The sequence below is a fragment of the Halomonas sp. 3F2F genome, from assembly GCF_014897805.1.
GTDB lineage: Bacteria > Pseudomonadota > Gammaproteobacteria > Pseudomonadales > Halomonadaceae > Vreelandella.
In genome coordinates this window covers 171,324-178,008 of record NZ_JABUZE010000189.1, presented here as the reverse complement: position 1 = coordinate 178,008, position 6,685 = coordinate 171,324, and the positions used below count along the sequence as shown (strand labels likewise).

Below are 6,685 nucleotides of genomic sequence, written 5' to 3'. Positions count from 1 at the left end.
GCTGTGGCTGTGGCTGTGGCTGTGGCTGTGGCTGTGGCTGTGGCCAGCAGCATCACTAGCGCGGACTGAGTAAGCGTGACGCAATTGTTTTATCGCCCGCCAGCATAACCAACCACCTAACAGTGCCACTAATATAAAGCTGGCTTGCTCTACCCAAACCACGCTGCCCATCGCCTGACGGGTCACCCAGCCTAGCCCATGTACGAGCACTGCCACCATGGCAATCGCCGTTCCCCCCTGCAGCAGAGCTGCCGCAAAAGAGAGCCCCAAGGCGCGACGGGTGGCCCCACCGTGAGACGCTAAATACGTCGCTAATACCGCTTTGCCATGCCCAGGCCCCGCGGCATGAAAAACGCCATAAGCAAAACTTACCCCTAGCAGCGTTAGCCAAGTGTTGCTAGAAGGCGTACGAGAGAGTTCGGTAATAGCAAGCGTCAGGGTGCGATGTAAATCTCGCTGCCAAGCCAGCAATTGAAGGCTTACCCCCTGCAAATTAGCCTGTACGATGAAGACCAACAGCAGCGCCCCCGACACGGTAAGCGCTCCCCATAACAGTTGTTGCCGCGTTAAAGGCATTGCCCCTCCGCCGGAAAGTTATAAAGTAACACTTTATACACGACCTTCCAGGTTTTCCGCTAGTCGCATTCAATCCGCCCCGTTTCTGCAAAATGGCGGCCCAATCCTGACTCTCCCGTTTCATCCACATCTAACAGCGCTGCTTGCATAACGAGCTCGGGATCAGGGTCAGCAGGTAGCACGCTTAAACGGCAGTCGGGCTCACCATAGAGAATCAGCGCCTGCTCAGAGGGTGCCCCGTCCTCTTCTTCGTGCACCACTTCGATATAGTAGGTTGGGTCAAAGACCTGATACTCCAGTATTCGCCCGGCCAATGGCTGAGGCGTTGCTAACGGCAGAACAAACATAAAGGTTAAGCGACCATTGCGCTCCAACGCCGTGTATTCAGACACTTCACCCAGCGCTTGCGGTTCGCCATTCACACGAACCTCCGTAAAGTAGTGCTGCTGCGACAGGTTATCGCGGATGTCGCTGCCTAGCTGGTCAAGTCCCTCTTGCAAGTTGCTGCCTTGAACCTGCTGTAACTCTTCGAACACCACCAAACTGTAAAAGGGGTCCATTCGCCATGTTTGATGAAGCCCTGTTGCGACCCCCTCATCGTTTGTTATCACCCTCACGCTGAGATCAATCCATCCATGGGGGTGGGCCAACACAAGGCTACTGTTTAGCGTGCTACAAACGCCTATTGCCAGCACTACCCAGTAACTGCGGAGTTTATTCAGTGAGTTACCTAGCAGGGGGAATACGCCTGTCACGGCAACTCTCCTAATTTATGTTGCAGCTCAACCAGCCAGGGATCTAATACATACGGTGGCAGCGGCTGATTCCCACGCAACGCCGACAGGCTGACACGGCTGCCACCAGGCACCTCACTTACCTGCAGTTGCAAGCGATACTCTGGCCAACGGGCTAACGTTGCATCTGCGCGCCCTAGCGCTAAATCAGCGTGCCGAACGACATAGCCTTGCTCCATCATTAACTCAATGGCTTCGCGGAACGTTTGCTCTGGGGAAGCGTTGTAACGTAGTTCTCGCGGCTCTAGTGGCTGCGTAGAGGCACAGCCTGCCAGCATAATGATCATGAGAACTGCGGTGGCCGTTAAAAAGTGCTTACGTAGTGATTTCATAACGCCCTCGGGGTAGCTACCGTTTGCTCAAACGCAGTTTGGAAACGTTGACAAAAATCATCATTGCTAGCGCTGTAAGATTCACGCAGATCCCCTAAGTGGTCAAAGCGCCGAATATCTCGGGAAAGCCGAATATGACCATCGCGTGCCAGTAGCGACACCCGCTCTATTTCAACAGGTTGATGGCGGAAACCGCCTCCAAATCCACTACCAATCCCCAGACCAATGCTGGAACCACCACGCCCCAAACCAAAGCCACCAAATACCCGCATGTTTCGCCCATACCCAAAGTCGTTATCATAAGGGTCGTAGTAGCCAATCAAATCTCGCTGTCGACTAGCGGTCACCAAACCTAAATCGGTGTCGGTCGCTTCAAGCTCAAACCCCCATGCTTCCAATACGTCAATACTTTGCGTCACCACCTCCAATGGCGATGCCGTTTGGCCAGACGGCCCAGAGGGAAAGTAGCAGGCTGCAGAAGGCGCTGGCTCTGCTTGAGGAAGACGCTCTGGCACTGCTTGGCAGCCTGTCAGTATCAATAAGCACGTCATGCTAATCGGTAGTATTGCCTTCATGGGTGATCCTCTCGCCTCAGATGCGGCTGGTGTGTCATCGAACGCCGCGCTAAGCTCGCCAGCAGCCATTCATTAAGATAAATGATAAAAAACCACGATAAACAATTATGACAACGCGTTAGGGAGGTTGTGCGATGAATGTTCTGCTTTGCCCCGATAGTTTTAAAGATGCGCTTAGCGCTGAACAAGCAGCAAGCGCCATGGCCGATGGTATTCAGCGGGCTGCGCCAACCGCCACGATCCACCTTTGTCCGCTTGCTGACGGCGGCGAAGGCAGCTTGGATGCGCTGATTGCCGCCACCCATGCCGAGCGACGTCAACTTACGGTACAAGATGCCTTGGGGCGGCCGCGTCAAGCATCCTGGGGCTGGCTTAGCGAGCAGCGTACCGCGTTTATCGAACTAGCAGAAGCCAGTGGGCTGCAGCATCTATCCCCTCAACAACGTAATGCCCTACATACCACCACTTACGGCGTCGGGGAGTTATTTCATGCGGCGCTTGATGCTGGTGCCACGAAGGCGCTGCTTTTTTTAGGTGGCAGTGCCACCAACGACGCAGGCGCAGGCATGCTCCAAGCACTGGGAGCCAAGTTATTAGATAAGCACGGTAACTCGCTCCCCCCCGGTGGCGCAGCACTCCAGCAGCTTGCAACGCTAGACCTTTCCACGCTAGACCCTCGTTTAAACAGCTTAGAAGTTGAAGCCGCCGTGGATGTAGATAACCCGCTACTAGGATCACGTGGGGCGAGCGCTGTTTTTGGTCCACAAAAAGGCGCATCACCTGACGATATTGCCACGCTTGATCGCGCTATTGGCCACTTTGCCGAGCTAAGCGCCCAGGTGCTGGGTCGCGATGAAAAAGAATTAGCCGGCGCGGGGGCTGCGGGTGGTATGGGGTTTGCCGCTCGCAGCTTTCTGAACGCCACCCTCACGCCCGGCATTGAGATAATGATGCAGCAGGCCAAGCTACCCAGCCTGCTTCCTGATATTGACGTAGTGATTACCGGAGAAGGTCGCCTAGATGGCCAAAGCCTTTCGGGTAAAACGCCTATTGGCGTTTCCCGTACCGCCAAACGCCACGGCAAGCCGGTCATCGTACTGGCCGGTAGCCTGGGTGAAGGGTGGCAGGCCTGCCTAGAAGAAGGCGTTACCGCTGCGTTTGCCCTTGCCGACGGCCCGATGACACTTGAAGATGCTTTACCACGCACCGCAGAGCTACTCGCTGACCGCTGTGAGAGCATTGCAAGGCTTTGGCTCGCTCGATAAACGGGTCAGCCAGCCAACGCGTGAAAAATATGCCCCTTGAAAAACACCCTAGGCGCCTACATCTCTTTTATTAGGCATACATTCGACGGTATATCAGACCTGTACTATGTTGCGTAAGCGATGAGTCAGCCGTCGCCAGCTCACCGCCAAGGTAATGGTATGACGCTATTGCCGCGATGCAAAAAACTTGTTTTGCAACGCTTGCTAAGCGTCTTAAGCTAAATCGAACGATTTGATGACCGTACTGTTTTCAGAGCGGTTGCAACCATGGAGGAGCACTACATGAGTGATACAAATAGCATTGGCTTACACGAAGGCAGCGCAAGCCAACTCGCCGAGAAACTTAATCACCTGCTGGCCAATTATCAGATTTTCTATATGAACGTTCGTGGCTACCACTGGAACGTTCGAGGTAGCGACTTCTTTGAGCTACACGCAAAATTTGAAGAGTTTTATACCGACTTACTTACCAAAGTAGATGAAGTGGCAGAGCGTATTTTGACGTTAGGCCACAAGCCTATTCATGCGTATAGCGACTATGTGAAGATTTCGCGCATTGAAGAAGATAAAGACGTTCATGATGGTCAAACCTGCGTGAAAGGCGTACTCACAGGTTATCAAACACTGATTGAATTACAGCGGGAATTGCTGGCAATTGCGTCGGACGCTGACGATGAAGGTACCGCAGCACAAGCCGGCGACTATATTCGCGAGCAGGAAAAAACCGTATGGATGCTCAACGCTTACCTGAGCAAATAATACGAGGCTTACCTCGCTGACGGGAGGGAGGCACTATCGAAAACGGCACCAATTAACGGTAATACCAGTCAGTTAAGGCTGACTGGCATTGTTTAATAAGTGCCTGACGATGACGGTGACTCGGGAATGACGGTGCGGTGACTTGGGAATGACGGTGTGGTGACTCAGGAATGACGCGCGGTGCACGCTTTGGGAGGTGGCCGCTTTGCCATATGGAGCTAGGGGGTAATGCCAGTCAGCCTTAAATGACTGGTATTAGCCGATGGACTGGGTTTTTTGTTTAATAAATGCCTGACGATGACTCGACCCCAGTCTTCCGAGCCGCCCGCGTCATTCTCGCATGCCCCGCCACTTCGTCATTCCCGCATGCCCTTAGCGGGAATCCATGTTGACCAGGGGTTTCGGGCTGCTGCAGGCCAAGGTCAAGGTGGATTCCCGATAACCCCACTCGGGAATGACGGTGCGGTGACTCGGGAATGACGGTGCGGTGACTCGGGAATGAAAGTGCGGTGACTTGGGAATGACGTGCGGTGCACGCTTTGGGAGGTGGTCAAGGTGGATTCCCGATAACCCCACTCGGGAATGACGGTGCGGCGACTCGGGAATGACACTTTCCGTTCTGTCATTCCCGCAGGTCCTGCCACCTCGTCATTCCCGCATGCCCTTAGCGGGAATCCATGTTGACCTGGGATTTCGGGCTGCTGCAGGCTAAGGTCAAGGTGGATTCCCGATAACCCCACTCGGGAATGACGGTGCAGTGACTCGGGAATGACGTGCGATGCACGCCTTGGGAGGTGGCCGCTTTGCTATATGGGGCTAGGGGAGTAAATGCCAGTCAGCCTTAACTGACTGGCATTACACCAATTAACGGTGCCGTTTTTTATGGCGATTTGTCTAACGAGAGTTCGCCAAGGTTTCAATGAAATCGCGTAGCATCTCCCAGAACTCCGCCACCGAGGCAATTTCCACTCGCTCGGCTGGCGAATGCGCACCGCGAATCAGCGGACCAAACGAAATCATGTCTAACTGTGGGTATTTACTTCCCAGGATGCCGCATTCAAGGCCGGCATGAATCACCTTGACCTCGGGTTCACGGCCCATTAATGCAGCATGCCGAGCGTTAAAGGTAGCAAGCAAGGGGCTTTGTGGATTAGGCACCCAGCCTGGATAGCCATTTTCCACTTTCACTCTGGCGCCCATCAGGCCAAATAGCGCCTGAAAACGTCCCGCCATCGCGTCAGTGGCACTATCATGCAGTGAACGCACCAGTGCACAAAGATGGAAACGTCCGTTTTCGACGTTTAATACACCTAAATTGTTCGAAGTTTCCACTACCCCCGGTACATCAGCACTCATGCGTTCGACCCCACAGGGGGCCGCATGCAGCGCAGCCAGCAGCATCGCACTGGCGTCCCGCGTTAGTGGTTCAGCGTCAGCCAGCTCCACGCGCTCAGCAGTAAGCGTCATATTGCTATCGCCACTGCCCAATTCAGCTTTTAGCGTACCAGCAAGCGTTTTCACCATCGCCAGCGCGGCGTCCAGCTCATCAGCAGGCAGAGCAATTTGCGCAAACGCTTCGCGAGGGATGGCATTACGCAGTGTGCCGCCATGGTAATTAACCAGTCGCGCACCAAAGGATTCCAATGCCCACAGCACGCGGACTAGCAGACGGTTCGCATTGCCCAGGGGTTTATCAATATCCATCCCCGAGTGGCCGCCTTTTAGCCCCGTCAGCGCCAGCGAAATCACCTGCTCATGGTCTTGCATCGCCGTGCTGGGGAGCTGCGCATTCACTACGACATCAGCGCCTCCCGCGCAGCCGATATAAACTTGGCCACGATCTTCACTGTCTAAATTGAGCAGCAATGCCCCTTCCAGCCAATTTTCAGCAAGATTGAGCGCGCCCCCCATAGAGGTCTCTTCCTCTAGCGTAAACAGTGCTTCTAACGGGCCATGCGTAAGCGCAGGGTCTTCCAATACGGCCAGAATAGCGGCGACACCAAGGCCATTATCAGCACCCAATGTGGTGCCATCAGCGAATAGCCAACCGTCTTTTTCATACGTCTGAATAGGATCGCGGGTAAAATCGTGGTCATGGCCTGCGTTAGCTTGCGCCACCATATCTAGATGGCCCTGCAGCACGATGCCTGGCGCGCTTTCACAGCCGGGCGTGGCTGGCTTACAAATGCGCAAGTTGCCAAACTCATCACGGTCGTGGGGTAGCCCCTGGGAATCGGCCCAGGCCTCCAACGTCGCCACCAGCGCGGCCTCATGACCAGAGGGACGCGGCGTATTACATAGTGTGCGAAAGTGCTGCCACACTAAACGTGGCTCGAGGGCTTCTAGATGTGCGTTCATGGAAACTCTTCATTATCGATAACCAG

8 protein-coding genes are annotated in these 6,685 nt (G+C 54.5%); 2 read left to right on the top strand and 6 right to left on the bottom strand.

Annotated features, from left to right (window positions below):
- The 4 genes from INT21_RS20530 to INT21_RS20160 all read right to left on the bottom strand — a co-directional run.
- Positions 1–576 (bottom strand): nickel/cobalt transporter (locus INT21_RS20530; RefSeq protein WP_446719056.1); only part of this gene is annotated, 576 nt, incomplete at its 3' end.
- A gap of 59 nt (positions 577–635) precedes the next feature.
- Complete coding sequence (locus INT21_RS20170; RefSeq protein WP_442311456.1) at positions 636–1,331, bottom strand: DUF1007 family protein; 696 nt, start codon at positions 1,329–1,331, stop codon at positions 636–638.
- The gene (locus INT21_RS20165; RefSeq protein ID WP_193061879.1) at positions 1,328–1,702 is read right to left on the bottom strand and encodes a hypothetical protein; all 375 of its coding nucleotides are present in this window, start codon (positions 1,700–1,702) and stop codon (positions 1,328–1,330) included. Before INT21_RS20165 ends, INT21_RS20170 begins: the two co-directional genes overlap by 4 nt.
- Entirely contained in the window at positions 1,699–2,277 is a 579-nt protein-coding gene (locus INT21_RS20160; RefSeq protein WP_193061878.1) for a hypothetical protein, read from the bottom strand. Before INT21_RS20160 ends, INT21_RS20165 begins: the two co-directional genes overlap by 4 nt.
- A gap of 134 nt (positions 2,278–2,411) precedes the next feature.
- Here INT21_RS20160 and INT21_RS20155 point away from each other — a divergent pair, with 134 nt between their 5' ends.
- Complete coding sequence (locus tag INT21_RS20155; protein WP_193061877.1) at positions 2,412–3,542, top strand: glycerate kinase; 1,131 nt, start codon at positions 2,412–2,414, stop codon at positions 3,540–3,542.
- Positions 3,543–3,824: 282 nt separating this feature from the next.
- Positions 3,825–4,301, top strand: a complete 477-nt coding sequence (locus INT21_RS20150) for a Dps family protein (RefSeq protein ID WP_009724882.1) — start codon at positions 3,825–3,827, stop codon at positions 4,299–4,301.
- Positions 4,302–4,723: 422 nt separating this feature from the next.
- Here INT21_RS20150 and INT21_RS20145 read toward each other — a convergent pair whose 3' ends face one another.
- Positions 4,724–4,927, bottom strand: coding sequence for a hypothetical protein (locus tag INT21_RS20145; RefSeq protein WP_193085616.1), 204 nt, complete (start codon positions 4,925–4,927; stop codon positions 4,724–4,726).
- A gap of 268 nt (positions 4,928–5,195) precedes the next feature.
- On the bottom strand, positions 5,196–6,659 hold the full coding sequence (locus INT21_RS20140; RefSeq protein WP_193061876.1) for an aminoacyl-histidine dipeptidase: 1,464 nt from the start codon (positions 6,657–6,659) through the stop codon (positions 5,196–5,198).
- Positions 6,660–6,685: the final 26 nt, after the last annotated feature.